Source organism: Mesorhizobium sp. L-8-10 (assembly GCF_016756635.1).
Classification (GTDB): Bacteria; Pseudomonadota; Alphaproteobacteria; order Rhizobiales; family Rhizobiaceae.
The window spans coordinates 3,716,014-3,731,018 of record NZ_AP023263.1; the positions used below are offsets into that span (position 1 = coordinate 3,716,014).

At 65.1% G+C, this 15,005-nt stretch carries 17 protein-coding genes; 8 read left to right on the forward strand and 9 right to left on the reverse strand.

Annotation, left to right across the window (positions count from 1 at the left end):
- Window positions 1–104: 104 nt before the first annotated feature.
- The gene (locus tag JN280_RS17245; protein ID WP_202313804.1) at window positions 105–1,115 is read right to left on the reverse strand and encodes an NAD(P)-dependent oxidoreductase; all 1,011 of its coding nucleotides are present in this window, start codon (window positions 1,113–1,115) and stop codon (window positions 105–107) included.
- 237 nt (window positions 1,116–1,352) lie between these two features.
- Between JN280_RS17245 and JN280_RS17250 the strand changes: the two genes are divergently transcribed.
- A complete protein-coding gene (locus tag JN280_RS17250) occupies window positions 1,353–1,970 on the forward strand; it encodes a TetR/AcrR family transcriptional regulator (RefSeq protein WP_244743367.1) in 618 nt (205 codons plus the stop codon).
- Here the strand turns inward: JN280_RS17250 and JN280_RS17255 are convergent.
- Entirely contained in the window at window positions 1,967–2,302 is a 336-nt protein-coding gene (locus tag JN280_RS17255) for an ArsR/SmtB family transcription factor (protein ID WP_202313806.1), read from the reverse strand. The genes JN280_RS17250 and JN280_RS17255 overlap by 4 nt on opposite strands.
- Window positions 2,303–2,444: 142 nt before the next feature.
- Between JN280_RS17255 and JN280_RS17260 the strand changes: the two genes are divergently transcribed.
- Window positions 2,445–3,620 carry an MFS transporter gene (locus JN280_RS17260; RefSeq protein ID WP_202313808.1) on the forward strand — a complete coding sequence of 392 codons (1,176 nt, stop codon included), beginning with the start codon at window positions 2,445–2,447 and terminating at the stop codon, window positions 3,618–3,620.
- Window positions 3,621–3,687: 67 nt separating this feature from the next.
- Window positions 3,688–4,302 (forward strand): hypothetical protein, encoded by a 615-nt coding sequence (locus JN280_RS17265; protein WP_202313809.1) that lies wholly within the window; start codon window positions 3,688–3,690, stop codon window positions 4,300–4,302.
- Window positions 4,303–4,312: 10 nt separating this feature from the next.
- Here the strand turns inward: JN280_RS17265 and JN280_RS17270 are convergent, their stop codons facing one another.
- Together JN280_RS17270 and JN280_RS17275 are read right to left on the reverse strand one after the other, a co-directional pair.
- Window positions 4,313–5,068 carry a metallophosphoesterase family protein gene (locus JN280_RS17270; RefSeq protein WP_202313810.1) on the reverse strand — a complete coding sequence of 252 codons (756 nt, stop codon included), beginning with the start codon at window positions 5,066–5,068 and terminating at the stop codon, window positions 4,313–4,315.
- Between the two features lie 84 nt (window positions 5,069–5,152).
- Window positions 5,153–6,184 carry a hydroxyacid dehydrogenase gene (locus tag JN280_RS17275; RefSeq protein ID WP_202313811.1) on the reverse strand — a complete coding sequence of 344 codons (1,032 nt, stop codon included), beginning with the start codon at window positions 6,182–6,184 and terminating at the stop codon, window positions 5,153–5,155.
- 190 nt (window positions 6,185–6,374) lie between these two features.
- On the opposite strand from JN280_RS17275, the gene JN280_RS17280 reads away from it, so the two are divergent.
- Window positions 6,375–7,244 carry an SDR family oxidoreductase gene (locus JN280_RS17280; protein ID WP_202314818.1) on the forward strand — a complete coding sequence of 290 codons (870 nt, stop codon included), beginning with the start codon at window positions 6,375–6,377 and terminating at the stop codon, window positions 7,242–7,244.
- A 375-nt stretch (window positions 7,245–7,619) separates the two neighbouring features.
- On the opposite strand, the gene JN280_RS17285 is transcribed toward JN280_RS17280, so the two are convergent.
- Together JN280_RS17285 and JN280_RS17290 are read right to left on the reverse strand one after the other, a co-directional pair.
- A complete protein-coding gene (locus tag JN280_RS17285) occupies window positions 7,620–8,150 on the reverse strand; it encodes a TIGR00645 family protein (RefSeq protein ID WP_202313812.1) in 531 nt (176 codons plus the stop codon).
- Window positions 8,151–8,332: 182 nt separating this feature from the next.
- Window positions 8,333–10,447: an OmpA family protein gene (locus tag JN280_RS17290; protein WP_202313813.1), complete on the reverse strand. Its 2,115-nt coding sequence runs from the start codon at window positions 10,445–10,447 to the stop codon at window positions 8,333–8,335.
- A gap of 178 nt (window positions 10,448–10,625) precedes the next feature.
- On the opposite strand from JN280_RS17290, the gene JN280_RS17295 reads away from it, so the two are divergent.
- From JN280_RS17295 to JN280_RS17305, 3 genes are all read left to right on the forward strand, one after another.
- Window positions 10,626–11,072 (forward strand): YcgN family cysteine cluster protein, encoded by a 447-nt coding sequence (locus JN280_RS17295; protein ID WP_202313814.1) that lies wholly within the window; start codon window positions 10,626–10,628, stop codon window positions 11,070–11,072.
- 31 nt (window positions 11,073–11,103) lie between these two features.
- Complete coding sequence (locus JN280_RS17300) at window positions 11,104–11,517, forward strand: ketosteroid isomerase-related protein (RefSeq protein WP_202313815.1); 414 nt, start codon at window positions 11,104–11,106, stop codon at window positions 11,515–11,517.
- Between the two features lie 164 nt (window positions 11,518–11,681).
- Window positions 11,682–12,053 carry a hypothetical protein gene (locus JN280_RS17305; protein WP_202313816.1) on the forward strand — a complete coding sequence of 124 codons (372 nt, stop codon included), beginning with the start codon at window positions 11,682–11,684 and terminating at the stop codon, window positions 12,051–12,053.
- Between the two features lie 169 nt (window positions 12,054–12,222).
- Here JN280_RS17305 and JN280_RS17310 read toward each other — a convergent pair whose 3' ends face one another.
- Both JN280_RS17310 and JN280_RS17315 read right to left on the reverse strand, forming a co-directional pair.
- Window positions 12,223–12,798: a hypothetical protein gene (locus JN280_RS17310; protein ID WP_202313817.1), complete on the reverse strand. Its 576-nt coding sequence runs from the start codon at window positions 12,796–12,798 to the stop codon at window positions 12,223–12,225.
- Between the two features lie 37 nt (window positions 12,799–12,835).
- Window positions 12,836–13,015 carry a hypothetical protein gene (locus JN280_RS17315; RefSeq protein WP_202313818.1) on the reverse strand — a complete coding sequence of 60 codons (180 nt, stop codon included), beginning with the start codon at window positions 13,013–13,015 and terminating at the stop codon, window positions 12,836–12,838.
- A 51-nt stretch (window positions 13,016–13,066) separates the two neighbouring features.
- Here JN280_RS17315 and JN280_RS17320 point away from each other — a divergent pair, with 51 nt between their 5' ends.
- Window positions 13,067–13,342, forward strand: coding sequence for a hypothetical protein (locus JN280_RS17320; RefSeq protein ID WP_202313820.1), 276 nt, complete (start codon window positions 13,067–13,069; stop codon window positions 13,340–13,342).
- Between the two features lie 407 nt (window positions 13,343–13,749).
- Here JN280_RS17320 and JN280_RS17325 read toward each other — a convergent pair whose 3' ends face one another.
- Window positions 13,750–14,970, reverse strand: coding sequence for an NAD(P)/FAD-dependent oxidoreductase (locus JN280_RS17325; RefSeq protein WP_244743369.1), 1,221 nt, complete (start codon window positions 14,968–14,970; stop codon window positions 13,750–13,752).
- Window positions 14,971–15,005: the final 35 nt, after the last annotated feature.

The window sequence follows — 15,005 nt, forward strand, 5'->3', positions numbered from 1 at the left end:
CCCCAGTCGGACGATTTTCCTGCGCTGCGACAGCGCGATGGCGGTAGGCGCCGAAAGGGGCGGCGGGCCATGACAATGCAGGGCCCGCCTTTCGTGGAAGGATGCTACTTCTCGGCAATGAGCAGGCCGAACTCCTGGAAGCGCCTGACCGCATGATCGGGGTCGATCAGCACCTCTGGAAGATAGAGGCCGGGAGCGGCCGGAGCCTTGCCGTCGAGTCCGAGCAGCCGCTCGATGCCGAGCGTGACGCCCACGGCCGTGACCGGCGCCTGGCCGCGCGGATGGACGAGTTCGTAGCGGCTCAATCCCGTCCTTCCATCCTTGTTCTCGCCTGTGATCTCGATGATCGTCTCCGTCGAGAAATGCTCGCCCCGGCGTCGGTTGGCGGACTCGCCATAGATCAGGTCGAAGCGGATCGACTTCGCATCGGTCGCCGCCGCGAGGCTCAGCACGTCGAAAGGCGAATAGCCGATCGCCCTGGTCTCCACGCCGTCGACGGTGACGACGGTGCGCGAGGCGTCCTCGTCGGCCGCCCAGACGAACTTGCCGTCCTTCACGATGAGCGCCCGAGGCGCCGTCCTGGTCAGGCGCTCGAAATCGGCAGCAGCAGCCGGGCCGCCCATGTCTTGCTCGTCGAGCACGGCGGTGATCTCGATCCTGTCGATGCGGCTGAACTCCTTGGCGAAACGTAGCGTCGGGAAGGTCGCGACGCCGGCGAGCCAGCTGCTTGCCATGACGACAGGCACGGCCGTGGGCTTGTGGATATAGAAGGCGGTCTCAGGCCCGAGCTCGAAGACGCCCGAAGAGATGCTGAGGTAACCGGCTCCCGTCGCCTGTGCATATTTCAGGGAATTCAGGGTCTCGTCCTTCAGGAAGGGGACGACCGCGCCAAAAGAGTCGCCGGCCGGTAGGCCGAGATCAATGCGGTCGAGATCGATGGCGGCACCGCGGGCGTTGCCGATTTCTTTCGCTACAGCCTCTGCCTTGGCGAGGTCGCGCCCGCCGATGGTGATGGGCAACTCGGGATAGAGCTGGCGCAGTGTCCTCGCGGCCGTCGATCCGACGATGCCCGAACCGCCGATGATCAGCACCGGCTTATGTCTATTGGTCGTCATTTCAGGACTCCTGTCGAAAGTGATGTTGGGGTTGAAAGGGGCTCGGCGCTCGCCGGATCGCCGGGACATGTCGCGGTTCCATGAGGTGGAGATCGCGGGCTTCAATTGTCACGGCTTTCTCCTATATTGAGGGCGCCTAACTTGAGTAAGTTACTGTCAGTAAGTTACTAATGGTAATATGTGTTGGCGATTGCCGCGTTCAAGCGGCCGCTTCAAAAAAATGAGAGACCGTTCCAGATGAGCGGACCGAGGATGAAAAAGCTGGCGAAGGCCGATCGTCGCGAGCAGTTGCTGGAGACCGCGCGTTCGATCATGCGCGAGGAGGGGACGGATTCCCTGACGCTTGGCCGTCTCGCCGAACGGGCAGGCGTCAGCAAGCCGATCGCCTATGAGCATTTCGGCACAAGGGCGGGCCTGCTGATGGCGCTCTGCGGCGTCTATGACGAAGAGCAGACGCAGGCGCAGCGCGCCGCACTTGCTGCCGGCGGCAATTCGCTTCGCGACGTGGTCGCCATCCTCAGCGCTGCCTATCTCGACTGCGCGCTGTCCATGGGGCCGGAGGTAGGTGCAGCCTTCGCCGCGCTCGCGGCCACCGAGGAGATGGCCGAGTATCGCCAGTCGCTGCGGGAGGGCCATATGGCCGAGTATCGACGCGCGCTGTCGCCCTATCTCGACCTGCCCGACAGCAACGGCGACGCGATCCTGGCCGGGCTGCTTGGGGCTGGGGAGATGCTTTCCCAGGATGCCGCTGCCGGCCGTATCACACGCGAGGAGGCCGTCGCCGCCCTGACCGCGATCTTCACAGGCACGCTGGAACGCTATGCGCCGGACGCGCCCGGAACGGCCGCTGGCTAGCCCATTTCGGGGGCAGGCATCGGGATGTCGTCCGCCGCCGCGATCACGCTGTCGAGCAGTCCGGGAAAACGCTGATCGAGTTCGGCTCGCCGCAAGGTGATGAGGCGGCTGGTGCCGACGATCTCGGTGCGGGTGATGCCGGCCTCGCGAAGCTTGGCGAGATGGTAGCTGAGATTGGTCTTCGAGCTGAAGTCGAGGAACTGGCCGCAATTCATCGGCACGTCTTCGTTGCGCGCGAGATAGCGGACGACGGCCAGCCGCGTCGCATCGCCAAGCACGGCGAGCACATTGGGCAGGCTGATCTGATCGATGGTCGGATGCTGCAGCGACATGGCTCGTACTCTCAACAGACCTGCGCCCCCTCCGACAGCGGCTCCTGCTGACAGGAGGCTGTCGGGAGGCGGACGACGGCATATTGACATGGCGGGCGATCAAGTTCAATTGTTCAATGATTATTGAACTAAGGAGCGTGCCATGGACAGACGCCTCGTCTGGCTGGCGGTCGGGTCGTTCGCGATGAGCACGGTGGGCTTCGTCTTTTCGAGCCTGCTGCCGGCGATCGCCAGGGACGCCCATATTTCCGTTCCCCATGCCGGCTATCTCATCACCGCCTTCTCGCTGTCCTACGCTGTCGGCGCGCCGGTCCTTTCGGCGCTCGCGGGAGCCATCGACAGGCGGCGCGTTCTGGCCGTGACGATGCTGTTCTTCGTCGCGGGCAATGCGGGCGCCGCGCTGAGCTCGTCATTCGAGACGCTGCTCGCCGCGCAGATCCTGATGGGAATGGCGGCCGGGCTCTTCGCTGCGACCGCCCAGGCGACGGCGGTCGCGCTGGCCGGGCCGGACCATCGCGCGCGGGCCATCGCCGTGGTCGTCGGCGGTACGACCTTCGCCGTGGCGCTCGGGGCTCCGGCCGGTTCGCTGATCGCCGCGTTGTGGGGCTGGCGAGGTGCGTTCCTTTCGATTGCCTTGCTGGGCTTCGCCTGCGCGGCGATCCTGTGGATGCGTCTGCCGCACGGGGTGCGGGGCACCAGCCTCACGCTCAGGGAAAGGCTGACCGCCATCGGCCGCCCGGGCATCCTGCCGTCGCTGCTCGTCACGTTGCTTTACCTGACGGGCGGCTTCACCATCATTTCCTATCTCGCGCCGCTCGCCATCGACGGTGCCGGCCTTCCCGGTCTGGCGATGCCTGCCATGTTGCTGGCCTTCGGCGTCGGCGCGGTCATCGGCAACATGGCCAGCGGCTATGTGGCCGACCGCATCGGGGCGACGCGCATGGTGGTTCTGTCCCTGCTGATGTCGACGGCGATCTGCATCGTGCTCGCGCTGGTCCTCAAACTCTTCCCGCACGATGTGTCGGGGCCGCTTCTGATCGCCCTTATGGTGCCCTGGGGAATTGTCGGCTGGGCATTTCCGCCGGCCCAGGCGAGCCGCATCGTCGGCTATGCGCCGGATCTCGCGCATCTGACGCTCTCGCTCAACGCCTCGGCGCTCTATTTCGGCATTGCGCTCGGCACCGTCGTCGGCGGGCGCATCCTGGAATATGCGACGCCCTCCGATCTGGGCCTCGTGGCTGCCGCCTTCCCGCTGGCAGCGCTGGTAATGCTCTGGGTCAGCCGTCCTTCGCCGGTTGCCGTCGCGCCGGCGGAGTGATCGCCGCGCGGTTGCTTGAAGCAAGGCTCCTTGTCTGGGATGATTGCCAGCGAAGGATGGGTTGCCCATGCGCAGCGCGCTGTTCTGTGCCCTTATGTTCGCCGCCGACATGCTCGCGGCAGGGCCGGCCGCGGCCTGGCTTCTCTATCCCGACCGGGACAATCCCCGTCACATGGTCGTGGAGATCGAGAAAGCCACGGGCGATCTCGTCGCCTTCCGGTCGCTGCCTCCGCCCTACAACAATGTCGTGCAGTCGGTTCAAGGGCCGGAGAGGTTCACCTTCCGATGGCGTTACGGAAAAGACGCGGAGGGCTCGGCCTTCATGCGCGTCGATGAGGACGGGCAGGGGACCATCCAGTTCGATTTCACCGCGCGGGAGAAGCTGGGCGACCGCCGCTTCGGCGCCGCCGCCGTGCTGGTGGCCGACGACGGCACGCCGCTTCACACCTTATATGCACGGGCGGATCTCGCAGACGGCAGTTTCGGCCGGGGCGAGCTTCATCATCGCGTGAGCCTCGATGTCGAGCGCGCACCGGCCTGGTGGCGCAAGGTCGGGGCGATCAGTTTCTTCAGCATGACCTATTATCCGCTGCAGAAACTCGATGACGAAGGCGTCTGGCGCGCCATGAGGCAGGCCGTCGGAAACTTCTCCAAGGGGCAGGGGACCGAGCAGCGCGGGTAGCAGGACGCGGCTACACCTTCGCCGGCATGAATCCGGTCCTGAGACCGTGCGCCCATTCCGGCCTCCCACTTTCTTCCGCGCGGCGGGCGGCGGCTTCATGGTCGTAGGCAACGGCGATCGCCTCGAAACGGTCGTCGGCGTCCTCTATTTCGACGAGCCCGTAGCGGGCATGCGGCGAGCCCTGTTCGGAAACATGGGCGGGCTCGTCTGGGTCGTCATAGGCCGGACAGCCGACGCTGCCCGGATTGAAAAGGACGGGACCGTCGGGCAGCTTCAGCAGTTCCGTCCGGTGGCTGTGGCCGCACAGCAGAATGCGGTGTGCCGGCTCCAGGCGCTTCAGCCGCTTGCCGATCACGGCGAGCGGCGCACGCACGAGCCGTCCGTCTTCGATCGCTTCGGTGAGATAGCGCTCGTCGTGATCGGGCCGGGCATGGAAGGCCAGAACACCAGGCGCAACGACGAGGGTCGTCGGCAAGGCAAGAAGTGCAGCGCGCTGCATCGGCGTCAGCTGGTCATGGGCAAACCGGTCCCACGGTCCCATCTCGGCAAGCGGATCGGACGCGACGCGACGGTCATGGTTGCCACGCACGGTCGGGAAGGCCAGCTTTTCCAGCCTTTCCGCTGTTTCCCGAGGCCAGAGCGGACCGGAGACGCAGTCGCCAAGATTGACAACGAGGTCGGCACCGCCACGCCTGGCGAGATCGTGGAGCACCGCCTCGAGGGCGAGAATGTTGCCGTGGATGTCGGCGATGACGGCGATCCGCATGACTGTCTCCAATTACAGAACACATATCAGCAACGGCACCGGCTTCGGTCAACGGCCTGCGTTCCCCTTGGCGGCAGGCGCGTGTCAGTTCCGGTCGACCGGTCTGGAACGCATGCGCGACACTGTCTCGCGCTCGGCCCGCTTGCAGCGCATCGGCGGAAGGCCGCGGTCCATCAGTTCCATATCCTCCAGCACCATGTCGCCCATGCGCTTGAACGCGACGTCGAGCGCGCCCGCGCGATGGGCGGAGCGCAGGAAGCCGGGCATTGCCCGCACGGGGTGGTCGAGCGGAAGCGGCTCTTCGGGGAAGACATCGCTCGCGGCCTGGATATGACCGTGCTCGACGGCGGCCAGCAGCGCCGGGAAATCCACCACGCCGGCCCGGCTCAGCAGGATGAAGGCGGCACCCCGGCGCATGCGCGCAAAGGCCTCGGCGCCGAGGAAGCCCTCGTTGTCGCTGGTCACCGATGCGACCACGAAGATGAAATCGCTTTGCGACAGGACCTCGTCGAGCGACGCCGGCCGTACGCCGTGCTCGGCAAGCAGCGACGGCGGCAGCCATGGATCGAACACCCTGACATTGGCACGGAAGCCCGACAACAGGCGGTTCAGCGCCTTGCCGAGGTCGCCGAAGCCGATGATGCCGATATCGGAACCCGAGAGCAGCCGGGCCCTGCGGTTGCCGTCGCCGCCCCAGAGTTCCTCGCCCTTCCTGAAGGCGATATCGGCATCGACGACGCCACGTGCCAGGCTGAGGGCGAGAGCGAGGCCGAGCTCGGCGACCGGTTCGGCGAACACCGCGCCTGTCGTCAGCACATGGATGCCGCGCTGGAAGAGAACTTCATAAGGCATGTTGTCGAGGAGGTTTGTCTCGACGTTGAAGATGGCGCGCAGCGACGTCATGCGGGCAAGCGTTTCTGCGGACAAGGGCGGTTGCCCGATGATGTAGCGCGAGGCGGCAAGGTGCTGTGGGTCGAGAGCGCCGATTTCAGCCGGATCGGCCTCGACGACCGCGTAGTTCCGGTGGAGCCTTTCACGCGCCGCGTCGCCGAAGACGAGGTCGAGCGAGCGCGGCGCGGGTGCACCGATCACCAGGGGCAGGTCGAGCTCGGACATGGTTCCTCCGGCATCTGCAAAGGGTTCGCCATGCGGACAGATGAGCGTCTTGCGTGGCGGCTGGCAAGCTCGCAAATTCCGCGGCGAGTGTAACGAAGTTCCCGGGCATATGATCTTGCACCGCCCTTGCGCATGGCCGCCGGTCGCGCGAGGATCGATGCCGGTTCAGGAAGAGAAGGAGGAGGCTGCCATGTCGCTCGAAGGCAAGACGCTGTTCATTTCAGGCGGTTCGCGCGGCATCGGCCTCGCCATCGCGTTGCGGGCCGCGCGTGACGGCGCCAATGTGACGATCGCGGCCAAGACGGCGGAGCCGCATCCGAAGCTGCCCGGAACGATCTACACCGCTGCGGAAGAGATCGAGAAGGCGGGCGGCAAGGCGCTCCCGGTGATCTGCGACATACGCGACGAGAGCCAGGTGGCGGAGGCCGTGAGCAAGACCGTCGAGACCTTCGGCGGCATCGACATCTGCATCAACAATGCCAGCGCGATCCAGCTCACCGGCACGCTCGAAACCGACATGAAGCGTTACGACCTCATGCATCAGATCAACACGCGCGGAACATTCCTCGTGTCGAAAATGTGTATTCCGCACCTGAAGTTAGCGAAGAACCCTCACATCCTGAATCTGGCGCCGCCGCTCGACATGGAAGCGAAATGGTTCAAGAACCACGTCGCCTACACGATGGCCAAGTTCGGCATGTCCATGTGCACGCTGGGCATGAGCGCGGAATTCGCCAAGGACGGCATCGCCGTCAACTCGTTGTGGCCGCTGACGGCTATCGACACGGCCGCCGTGCGCAACCTTCTCGGCGGCGCCGGCCTTGCGGCCATGAGCCGTTTGCCCGAGATCATGGCCGATGCGGCCCATGCCGTTCTCACCAGGCCGTCGCGGGAGTGCACGGGCAATTTCTTCATCGACGAACTGGTGCTGCGCGAGGCCGGTGTAACCGACTTCTCCGTCTATGCACCCGACGCGAAGGGCCCGCTCGGCGCCGACTTCTTCGTGCCCGACGAGGTGTTCGAGAAGGTGCCGACGAAGGTCGCGAAGGCATTCGGCTAAAGCATGTCTCCCGAAAGTGGGTACCGGTTTCGGGACAAAGACACGCGTCAAATCAAAAACCTGCAGCGTGTTTGTGTGAATCCGGAGGCTTCTGTGAGGTCCGCGGGCGCAACGGTCGCGCTGGTCTGGGAGCGGACCTCACAGAAGCCTCCGTTTTCACGCAGCACGCTGTAGCGGGCCGGCGCCGGCTCGCCCGTCGAGCAAGTCCCGGGCGCGCCCGGCGGCCCCGAATGTCAGCCCGAGGCAGAACGACTTGGTTCGCCCCGAGGGGCGGCCCATCGGACTGGATTCGGCGTGTCCGTCTCAGGCAGCGCCGACGCGTAAAGGCGGGAACGGAAGAGTGAATGGATCGTTTCCCGCGGCGCGTTTGACACCCTACAGGTCTGGTCCCGCCGAGCCCTTCTTGGCGCTCTTCGCAAGCCCGGTCAGCCTGTCGATATAGGCCAGCATCAGTGCCGACACGACAAAAGCCAGATGCATGATGGTCAGCCACATGAGCTGCGTCGTCGTGAAGCTTGCGTGGTTGAGGAAGACCTGGAGCAGGTGGATCGAGGAGATGGCGACGATCGTCGAGGCGACCTTGATCTTGAGCGAGCCGACATCGATCGTTCCGAGCCAGTGGACTTCCCCCTCGTGTTCATCGAAGCGGCTGACGAAATTCTCGTAGCCGGAGATGATCACCATCACGACGAGGCTGGCCACCAGCGCGGCGTCGATCAGCCCGAGCATCTTCAGGATGGTGTCGGCATCGGCCAGCGTGAAGGCCGACGTGGTGAATTCGAAGAGCTTCTTGCCGAAGGTGACGGCATAGACCGCCAAGGCGAGGCCCAGGCCGAGATAGAAGGCCACCAGCAGCCAGCGCGAGGCGAGGATGATGGATTCGATCAGGAGTTCGAGACGTTTCATGCATCGGTTCCGGGTGAGCGACGCGCACCCTATGTCAGCGGAAGGCTGGTCGACGCAAGGAAAAAGGCAGCCCGGCCGGCGGCTACACCGGCCGGGCCAGTGCCCATCCCCCGGGCCGGGGGACGGGGCAGGGAAGCTGCCTCCTAGCAGCGCTCTGCGGCGCTTCCGTGGCGAAACGGCATTTATTGCGCGCTGGCGACAGGTGCCACCAGCGGCGTGATCCGGCGGATGGCGACGCGGCGGTTCTCACGCTCCGGTGCCTGCGTGTCCACCTTCAGATACTGTTCGCCATAACCCTGGGGCGCCAGATTCTCCGGCGGGATCGCAAAGACGTTGGTGAGCGCCTCGGCGACGGCTTCGGCCCGGCGGTCCGACAAAGCGAGATTGGCGAGGTTCGAGCCGACAGCGTCGGTGTGCCCCTCGATCAGGAAGGTTTCTGCAGGGTTCTCCTGCAACAGCCGTTCCATCGCCTGTGCCACGCCTTCAAGCCGCGTGATCTCGCTCTCGGGGATCGAGGCCGAGCCGAAGTCGAAGGTGATCGTGTCGAGATCGATGCGCCTGACCTTGTCGCGGATGCGCGCCGAACGTTTCACCTCATCGATCGAATAATAGCGCTCCACGCGCTCCACCGGCGGTTGTTCGAGGAAAGTGTAGTAGACTTCGGGGTCCTCCACATATTCGGCGTCGAGGATGTATTCCTCCACGGGGATCGTGAGTTCCAGCGGCGGCAAGTCGAGACCGGGATCGCGCCATTCGCCGACGCGGTCGTAATATTCGTCCTCCACATAAACGAGCACATATTCGCGATCGTCCTGAGCGATCCTCGATCGGCGTATGACGTCGCCGTAGCGGTCGCGGATCGTCACGATGCGCGTGCCGTCGGGGCGCACGATCACCTCGCGGGTCCTGCCTCTCGGCAGTTCCTCGTAATAGACTTCGCGGGCGTCGCGCGCGATCCGGGGCCGGTCATTGCTCTCGACGAAGATCTGGTCGTCGACTTCGAGAAGCACGCGGTCGCCCATCTCGCGCACCACACGCGCGTCGCGTGGCCGCTCCCGGACCGGATCTTCCGGCCGCCGACGGATGCGCCGGCCTTCCTCTTCGGTGACGGGCGCGAATTCGGCAGGTCTGCGGATGTCGGCCTGAGCTGCGTCGTCGTCGGTCGGCGGCTCGATCTGCCGTTCCGGGGGCGCGCGTCGGACCTGACGCTCACGCTGCTGCGGTTGCTCGGGTTCGCCTGGGCGAGCCGCTTCGGCCGGGCTTTCCGGGGGCTGCTCGCGCGCACGTTCGCCGTCCTCAGGCGGACGTTCTGGGCGCTTCCGGCTGTCGAGCACGGGGGCCTCGCCCTGCGGCCGTTCCGCGCCGACGCTGACGGGCGGCTCGCCGGCAGGCGCCTCTTCCGGCGCCTGTTCCCTCAAGGCACGCTGCGGCCGGCCCGGCCGGACCTCCTCCGGCTGGCCTTCAGCCTCGGCGGGCGCGCGTCGCTCGGGCGCTTCCTTGGCCTGCTCCTTCCGACGCGGACGCTGCTCTTCGGGCACTTCGGCCTCGGCCGGCGCCCTGCGTGCGGGGGTCTCCTCAGCCTGCTCCTTCCGACGCGGCCGCTGTTCGTCGGGCGCCTCGGCCTGTGCCGGTGCCCTGCGTGCTGGTGCTTCTTCGGCTCGCTGCTTCTTGCGCGGCCGCTGTTCCTCGGGCGCCTCGGCCTGTGCCGGTGCCCTGCGTGCGGGGGCTTCCTCGGCTTGCTGCTTCTTGCGCGGCCGCTGTTCCTCGGGTGCTTCGGCCTGGGCCGGGGCCCTGCGTGCGGGCGCCTCCTCGGCTTGCTGCTTCTTGCGCGGCCGCTGTTCGTCGGGCGCCTCGGCTTGTGCCGGTGCCCTGCGTGCGGGAGCTTGCTCGGCCTGCTGCTTCTTGCGCGGCCGCTGTTCGTCGGGCGCCTCGGCATGTGCCGGTGCCCTGCGTGCGGGAGCTTCCTCGGCTTGCTGCTTCTTGCGCGGCCGCTGTTCCTCGGGCGCCTCGGCCTGGGCCGGGGCCCTGCGTGCGGGGGCTTCCTCGGCCTGCTGCTTCTTGCGCGGCCGCTGTTCTTCCGACGCACCGGCCTCGGCGGGCGCCCGGCCCTCGGGCGCTTCTTCAGCTTGCTGTTTTCTGCGCTGACGCTGCTCGGACGGATTCTCGGCTTGCGCCAGGATCACATCTCCGGAGGTGGTGGAAACCTGACGGGCGCTCGCCAGGCTCGCGCTAAAGGCTTCGCCGGCCATCAGAAGACTGATCGCCGTGCTTGCCAGAATCCGGGTTTGTCGTTTCATCGGCTTTCTCCTGGCCCCTTCGCCGGGGGAACCATCAACACGGCAAATTGGTTCCTGGCCGGCCGCAATACGGCCTTTGCTGGGCAAATTCCCGGCTCTATTGCGGCGGAAAGCCTCGGCTCGCCGTGAGGAGCGCAAAGGGCTTGACCCCAGGGATGGCAAGCGCCAAACCCTTGTCATGGAAGCGCCGTTCTGGAAAACCAAGACACTGGAGCAGATGACCCCGACGGAATGGGAATCACTCTGCGACGGCTGCGGCAAATGCTGTCTCTCGAAGCTCGAGGACGAGGATACCGGCGAGATCTATTGGACGACGGTGGCCTGCCGGCTGTTCGATTCGGGCGCCTGCCGCTGCACCGACTACGCCAACCGTCTGAAGAAGGTCGCCGACTGCGTTCGGCTGACGCCTCAGAATGTGCGCACGATCAGCTGGCTGCCGAGCACCTGCGCCTATCGGCTGGTGGCGGAAGGCAGGGATCTCTACTGGTGGCACAGGCTGGTTTCGGGAAGTCCGGAGACGGTGCACCAGGCCGGCATTTCGGTCCGCGGCCGCGTCACGGCCTGCGAGAGCGATCTGGCCGAGCCGGAAGACTATTTCGACCACATGCTCGAGTTCGAGCCATAGCCGCCATCGGCGCTGCGACAGGAGAACCGGGATGAGCGAGACTTCCGCCAGGGCATTGATCGAACGCTACTTCCGCGCCTTCAACGCAGGCGATCACGACGGCATGCTCGCCTGTGTCGCCGACGATCTGACCCACGATGCCGAAGAACAGGGGCGGGAGATCGGCAAGGACAAGTTCCGCTGGTATCTCGGCATGAGGGCCCGGCACTTTCGCGAACAGGCGTCGGATCTGGTCGTGATGATTGCGCCGGGCGGAGGACGCGCCGCGGCCGAATTTACCTTGCGCGGCAGCTATGTCTCGACGCGGCAAGGTTTTCCCGACGCGAACGGCCAATCCTATTCGTTGCTTGCCGGCGTTTTTTTCGAGATCGACGACGGGCTGATGTCCCGCATCACCGAATATCGCGATCTCGCCGCCTGGAAGGCGCAGCTTTCCAGGGCCTGACGATCCCGTTTCCTCAATAAATCCTGCTGCGACCGATCCGGCCGCCGCTCGACTGAATGAACGCCAGATGAACGGCCGGTTCCCGAACCGTTCAGCCAGGCAATGCCATCTTGCGGCCATCGCTTCGGCGGAAGACCCGAACGATCCGCCAACAGGAGAGAAGAATGCTCAGCAAACTCAAGATCGCCGCGCTCGGTATCGCCATCGGCCTCGGAGCCATCGCCGCCGCTCCCGCCCAGGCGGATGGGCTCTATCTCAATTTCGGTGGCGGCGGCGTGGGCGTCGAGGTGCGCGACGGCTATCGCGACTGGCGCGACGACCGCTGGCGCGAACGCCATGAATGGCGCGAACGCCGCGATTGGCGGGCCCATCGCTGCTCACCCGATCGCGCGCTGTGGAAGGCAGAGCGCATGGGCGTGCGCCGCGCCCGTGTGGAGGACGTGAACCGCCACTCCATCACCGTCCGCGGCCGCTCGCGCGGCGAACGCATCCGGGTAACGTTCGGCCGTTCGCCGAGCTGCCCGATCATCGGCTGAGATCGCGTGACGGCGTCATGACATCGGAACGCGAGTCGGCCTGGCCGGTTTCCCACCATGTCTGATGTCGGGCAAGGGGGCTCCGCGGCGGCATGGGTCTTCACCGTGCCGCCGCGGCACCGTATTGGGGAGAAGGCCAATCTCGGCAAGAAGCCGCGCAGCCGCCTCGCTATTGCTTTGTGGCGACACAGGATTTCTCGACGAGTTCGATCGCGTTAGCCGCAGCGGTCCTGTCTGCAGGCGTCGGTACAGCAACCGTCCAGCTTTTGTAACAGGTCGATGCGAACGCCGGCTTGGCCGTCGCAAGATAGACGATATCGCGGCAGAGCCACGGCGTTTCTGCATCGATGGCGACGGTTCGCACTTCGGGGGCATCCGTTGACCGCGATGGCGCGGATGCAAGGTCGTCCGTGTCGGACAGCCAGCGCACCTGTTTGATCTTTGTGAAATCAAACGCAATGGTGCCGGATTCCGCCCAGTCGTTTTGTGACTGCCTTATGCTGTGCAGACGAACGATGCACAGCCCGGGTCCGGGAGCAAACACTCCCACGAACGATGATGCATCCGACCGGTTCTCAACTACCAGGCTGCCGTTGACCATATTGCCGGGCAATGGTTGTGATGGTGGAGCCGCCGAAATCAATGATGACATTGCCCGAAGGATTTTCTCGTCTGCCATCGCGTGATAGGTCGCCCCGAAAACCACAAGCGCAACAAGGGCAGCAAAAGCAGAACGCGCAGCCATTCCACTCTCCATCAGAATAGACGCCAAGATTGCCGGACTAGCCGCCCTTCGTTATTTTGTAGATGGAACCGACGCACGCGATGAGAGCCAGAACAAGAAATACCCAGTTCATGGTGCTCAAGGCCGAACTGGGCGCCTCGCTTGCGCCAAAGATCGAAAACGCGAGATAGAGCGCTACGGCTCCGCTGATCGCCGCGGTTACTTTCGGGTTGTTCATTTATCCCCCCAGAGGGCGCGAGGTTCATGCGCCCGAGAGAAGAGATCACACTTGGCGTTTATCGACAAGGATGGGGGCGCGCGCGGTAGCGGCAAGGCGCTATCGACAGAATCAATTGTTGCAGAACAGATCGTTGTTGAGCCTCACGCCGGCACCGCAGCATCCTGGTTCATCCCGACGGCAGAGCGCCTCGCCAAGCTACGCGGCCACTCCATCATGCCGATCGACGCCATGCCCGAGATCGGAGAACCGAGTTGCGCCTCGTATCGCGAGGCCGGTGACGTCGCCGTCTGGGTGCTGCGACGATCTCGGCATAAGCGGCAGTGAGCGAAGCGCGATTTACCACCGATGGAGCGGTAGCCCTTGACGGCCTCTCGCGCATTGTTCACTCCTACACGGAGGCTGCGTGGTTCGGTCAATTGAGACAAGCTCACGGACGGTAGCCACGTTGCTGCAGCAGCATGTCATGGAAGAATAAATGTACCGCTGGTTAATGATATTATCCTTGCTTGTTCTTTCCGGCTGCCTGGGAGCGAACGCTCCGATAACCGGCGTAGGATATTACCCTCCCGGATCGGACATGCTCACCCAGAAGGGCGGCGGCAATCCCTATCTGGCTTGGCAGCGCGGATTTTAAGGCACCGGTTGCGCAGCCCCTTCGGAATCTACCTGGCCACGATCGGCTTCCAGGCCCGCGCTATCATGGGCGCAATGGGCCGCAGGCATGCGCCGGGCTACTCGTCCTGTGCGCGCCATTCCTTCCAGCGCAGGATTGCATTGGCGCCGATCCGCAGGAACGGTTGTGGCGGAAGGCGTGTGGGGCGCGCCTCTGCGGTGAAATGCTCCGTTATGGCACTGCTCACCCCGCAGGCAAGCTCGGCCGCGCCGATGCCGGTGAGTGTGCTGCGGGTGGTCCCCAGACCATTGCAGACGCAGCCGGAATAGACGCCCTTTTCGATTTCGCGCATGACGGCGACGCCGTTGAGGGTGAGGCAGAGAAGGCCGGCCCAGGCATGTTCCATCCGCATCCCCGCCAGTTGCGAAAAGCGCTGGTCGAACTTGCGCTGCATGACCTTCGCAGCTCTGTCGAGATCGGCTCGGGTCGGCACGGTATTCGGCCGCAAGGTGGCGCAGGTCCGGGTCACGATGCGGTTGCCGCCCTGGCCGGTGTCGATCCGGCGAACGGTGGTGCCCATCGGGTCCGACGGCGTGATCCCCCAACGGGGCTTGCCGCCCAGCCTGGCTAGCGCCGCACGGTCCAGTTCAGGCGTCATCACTGCATAAAGGAACAGCTGCATCAGCCGCCCGCGCTCGAAGCCGAAACTTCCCAGATGGCCGTTCACGGTCAGGATCACGCGCGGGGTGCTGACGCTGCTATTGTGCGTTCTGACACGCCAGCTGTCACCCTGCCGCTCGAAGCCGGTGACGGGGCTGTTTTCGTAGATGTCGACGCCTCGCGCCGCCAGTCCCGCGCCAAGGCCCCGGATATAGCCGGCGGGTTGCAGCATCACGGTGCCCGGCGTGTAGAGGCCCGAGATATAGTGGCGCGATCCCGTCAACTCATGCATCTGCTGGGGATCCAGCTCTTCGCTGCATTCGCCGAGCGAGGCGAGATGTTGCGCATAGCTTTTGTTGTGAGCCCGCGCTGCCGGGCTGGCGGCGCCGTTCACCTTGCCCACGGGATCGAAGTAATTCGGGTCGATACCGTATTCCTCGACCGCGGCACGGGCAAATGCGATGGCCTGACGGTTGAGGGCAATCAGCGCCCGGTCATCGCCTGAGCCGGCGTAATCGTCCGAGGCCAGATCGTGCGGAAGGTCGATCATGAAGCCGGAATTGCGCCCGGCAGAGCCTTCAGCCACCCGCCCGGCCTCGAGCACAACGATGCGTGCACCGGGTTGCAATTGGGTGAGCCGCCGGGCTGCCGAGAGCCCGGCAAAGCCGGCCCCGACCACCGCGAAATCAGCGGTCTTGTCACTTTCGAGTGGTC